General features: G+C 68.9%; 1 protein-coding gene. It reads right to left on the reverse strand.

All coding sequences use genetic code 11. The annotated features are described in order from the left end of the window. Positions 1-309: enolase C-terminal domain-like protein (locus tag AB1L30_RS00765; RefSeq protein WP_367011437.1), on the reverse strand; the 309-nt coding region annotated here is incomplete at both ends.

Consider the following 309-nt stretch of genomic DNA (forward strand, 5'->3'; position numbering starts at 1 on the left):
AACGGCTCGACCGTGATCGCATCCAGATAAGCGCACGGCGTCAGATATTCGACGTAACGCGCCACCGGGATCGAGGCCGAGAACTGCAGGTCCGCCGCCAGGCCCACGGCCGTGTTCCAGCCGTGCGGCACCACCTGCACGTTGTGCTCGCTCGCCAGCCAGGCAATCCGCCTCGACTCGGTCAGGCCCCCATTCTTCGTGCAGTCGGGCTGGAGGATGTCGACCGCCCGCCGCTCGATCCAGGGGACGAACGCCTGCCGCCTCGTCAGCACCTCCCCCCCGGCGATCGGCACCGGCGAGACCCTCGTC

The sequence above is a fragment of the Bremerella sp. JC817 genome, from assembly GCF_040718835.1.
Lineage (GTDB): Bacteria > Planctomycetota > Planctomycetia > Pirellulales > Pirellulaceae > Bremerella.